Annotated in this window: 3 protein-coding genes; 1 reads left to right on the top strand and 2 read right to left on the bottom strand. The window is 73.9% G+C overall.

What is annotated here, in order from left to right:
* Positions 1-101: 101 nt before the first annotated feature.
* Positions 102-1,469, bottom strand: a complete 1,368-nt coding sequence (locus tag F6X68_RS31965; RefSeq protein WP_151457729.1) for an acetyl/propionyl/methylcrotonyl-CoA carboxylase subunit alpha — start codon at positions 1,467-1,469, stop codon at positions 102-104.
* A gap of 78 nt (positions 1,470-1,547) precedes the next feature.
* The gene (locus F6X68_RS31960) at positions 1,548-2,171 is read right to left on the bottom strand and encodes a TetR/AcrR family transcriptional regulator (RefSeq protein ID WP_151457728.1); all 624 of its coding nucleotides are present in this window, start codon (positions 2,169-2,171) and stop codon (positions 1,548-1,550) included.
* Positions 2,172-2,304: 133 nt separating this feature from the next.
* Between F6X68_RS31960 and F6X68_RS31955 the strand changes: the two genes are divergently transcribed.
* The coding region (locus F6X68_RS31955; protein ID WP_151457727.1) for an MFS transporter at positions 2,305-2,866 on the top strand (562 nt) is incomplete at its 3' end.

The following is a 2,866-nucleotide window of genomic DNA, read 5'->3' as shown; positions in this document are numbered from 1 at the left end:
CCCCACCCCGGTTGATCATGAAGTTATCGCCACGACACGCCGCAGCCGAGGGCAACAACTTCATGATCAACGGGGCGGGGGACCCGGGCGGACCCAGGGGGTCAGCGCATTCGGGTGACGATGGCCGTGTCGTAGTCGCCGGAGAGGAATTCCTCGTTCTCCAGGAGTTCGGCGAAGAAGGGGAGGTTGTTCTTCGGGCCGGCCAGCTCGAAGGCGGCCACCGCCGCCTTCGCGCGCTCGATCGCCTCGGCGCGGGTGGCGCCGTTGACGATGAGCTTGGCCATCAGGCTGTCGTAGAACGGGGTGACCGTGTTGCCCTCGACGTAGCCCGAGTCCACCCGGACGCCCTCGCCGGTCGGCTCCACCCAGGTCTTGATCACGCCGGGGCCGGGCAGGAAGCGCTTCGGGTCCTCGGCGTTGATCCGCAGCTCGATGGCGTGCCCGCGCGGGGCGAGCGCGTCCGGGTCGAAGGTGGGCGCCAGGCCGGCGGCCACCCGCAGCTGCTCCTCGACCAGGTCGACGCCGTAGACCAGCTCGGTGACCGGGTGCTCCACCTGAAGCCGCGTGTTCATCTCCAGGAAGTAGAACTCTTCGGAAGCCGGGCCGTCACCGCTGGCGTCCCGCTGGCGCGGGACCAGCAGGCACTCGACCGTGCCCGCGTTGCGGTAGCCCACCGCCTCGCCGGCGCGCACGGCGGCGGCCAGGATGCGCTCGCGCAGCTCCGGGGAGACCGCCGGCGACGGCGACTCCTCGACCAGCTTCTGGTTGCGCCGCTGCACCGAGCACTCCCGCTCGCCGAGGGCCACCACCCGGCCGTCGGCCAGGCCGAGGATCTGCACCTCGACGTGGCGCACCCGGGGGAAGTACCGCTCGATCAGCACCGAGCCGTCGCCGAACATCCGCTCGGCGAAGGAGCGCACCTTGTCGTACTCGGTGCGCAGCGCGGCCTCGTCGGTCGCCACGCCCATGCCCATGCCGCCGCCACCGGCCGCGGCCTTGACCATCACCGGGTAGCCGATCTCCGCCGCCGCGACGACCGCCGCGTCGAGGTCGGCCGCCGGGTCGGTGGTGCCGGGCGCGACCGGCACCCCGGCCGCCGCCATCAGGTTCCGGGCGTTGATCTTGTCGCCCATCGCGGTGATCGCGTCCGCGCCGGGCCCGACCCAGATCAGCCCGCTCGCCTCGACGGTACGGGCGAAGTCGGCGTTCTCCGACAGGAAGCCGTAGCCGGGGTGGATCGCCTGCGCGCCGGTCGACTTGGCGGCGGCGAGGATGGCCTCGACGTTGCGGTAGCTCTGGGCCGGGTTGGCCGGGCCCACGCACACCGCCTCGTCGGCCTCCGTCACGAACGGCAGGCCGGCGTCGGCCTCCGAGTGCACCGCGATCGCGCGGATGCCGAGCCGCCTGGCGGTCCGGATGATCCGGCGGGCGATCTCGCCCCGGTTGGCGACCAGCAGCGACTCGATCATGTTTCCCTCCAGCGTCCGGGGGTGGGGACGGGTGCTAGGGAACCACGGCCGGAAGGTTACTGACGAGTTGCCCCCGATTCAGGAACCGGGGTGGGCCAGGAGGGCGGCCAGGGTGGCGGCGCGGAGCAGCTCGGCCCGGCGGCGCCGGTCCACCTCGCCACCCAGGAACGGCGTCGAGTTCATCAGGCCGAACGCGGCGTGGGCCAGCACCCGCGCCTCGCCGTCGGGCATGCCCGGGTGCAGCGCGGTCAGCACTGTCACCCACTGTTCGACGTAGAGCCGCTGGAGCCGGCGGATCCGGCGGCGCGGCTCGTCGGGGAGACGGTCCAGCTCGTGCAGGTGCAGGGCGATCACCGCCGGGTTGGCCAGCGCGAAGTCGACGTGGAAGTCGATCAGCGACTCCAGCGCGCCGCGCGGGTCGTCGGGGTGGCCGGTGGACCGCTGCTGGCCGCCGGCCAGCAGTTCCTCGCTGACCGGGATCAGCGCGGCGACCAGCATGGCCTCCTTGCCCGCGAAGTGGTGGTAGAGCGCCGGGCCGGTGACCCCGGCGGCCGCGCCGATGTCGTCCATCGAGACGCCGTGGTAGCCCCGGGACGCGAAGAGGCCGACCGCGATCTCCAGGATCTCGTCCTTGCGGGACCGGCGCCGGGCCGACCCCGCGGCACCGTTCGCCCTGCCCCGTGCCTGCTGCTCGACCGTCACCGGGCAAGCGTAGACCTCGACCGGCCCGGCGTGGAGCCTCCGCTACCCGTCGGTTGGCTCACGTCCGCGCCGGTGACCGGCGCGTCAAGGTCCCCTTGACCCTCGACCCGGTCGAGCCCGGAGGGTCGCCGGCATGACAGCACCCCCGCTCGGCCGCGACTACCGACTGCTCTGGTCCGCCGCCGTGTCCTCGCGTCTCGGGGACGCCCTGCGTACGCCGGCACTGGCGCTGCTGGCCGCGACGCTGACCCGCGATCCCCGGGTGATCGCGGCGGTGACCGTGGCCGGGCAGCTCCCGCCGCTGCTGTTCGGCCTGCTCGGCGGCGTGTACGCGGACCGCTGGGACCGCCGCCGGACGATGGCGGTGGTGGACGGCCTGCGCGCCGCCGTGATCGGCGCACTCGCCCTCGCGATCGCCCTCGACCGGGCCGGCGTCGCCGCGCTGGTGACCGTGGCCTTCCTGCTCGCCGCGCTCGGCACCCTCTTCGACGCCGCCTCGTTCGCGATGCTCCCGTCCGTGGTGCCGCCGGCCGCGCTGCCCCGGGCCAACGGCCGCCTCCAGGCCGGCTCGGCGGTGGCGGGCGGCTTCCTCGGCGCCCCGGCCGCCGGCGTGCTCTTCGCCCTGGCCGCCCCGCTGCCGTTCGCCGTGGACGCCCTCACCTTCCTCTGCGCCGCCCTGCTGACCCTCGCCCTCC

Origin of the sequence: Micromonospora sp. AMSO12t, assembly GCF_008806585.1 — a bacterium.
Lineage (GTDB): Bacteria > Actinomycetota > Actinomycetes > Mycobacteriales > Micromonosporaceae > Micromonospora > Micromonospora reichwaldensis.
This window is presented reverse-complemented; position numbering and strand designations above follow the sequence as displayed.